The 277-nt window shown below is 62.1% G+C and carries 1 protein-coding gene; it reads right to left on the bottom strand.

Annotated elements, in window-relative coordinates; translation table 11 throughout:
- Nucleotides 1-61: 61 nt before the first annotated feature.
- On the bottom strand, nt 62-277 hold a 216-nt coding region (locus CDN38_RS30135), incomplete at its 5' end, for a hypothetical protein (protein ID WP_204903273.1).

Consider the following 277-nt stretch of genomic DNA (forward strand, 5'->3'; position numbering starts at 1 on the left):
AAGCCATGACCGCATGGCTCCAACAGCAACGCCACTGGCTCACCGTCGAACGGCTACCGGGCTACGCCCACGACCTCAACCCCATCGAAATGGTATGGGCAACCTCAAAACCGTCGAACTGGCCAACCTGTGCCCCGACACAATCGACGACGCCCACGCCGCAGCCGAATCCGGACTCTGAACCGTCCCGGGTTTTATGCGCACCTTCCTTTGAGGGAAGGATGGCGCGATGGCGATCAGGTACGACGAGAACACCAAGGCCAGGGCGGTGCGGCTG

Source organism: Mycobacterium ostraviense (genome assembly GCF_002705925.1).
GTDB classification, from domain to species: domain Bacteria; phylum Actinomycetota; class Actinomycetes; order Mycobacteriales; family Mycobacteriaceae; genus Mycobacterium; species Mycobacterium ostraviense.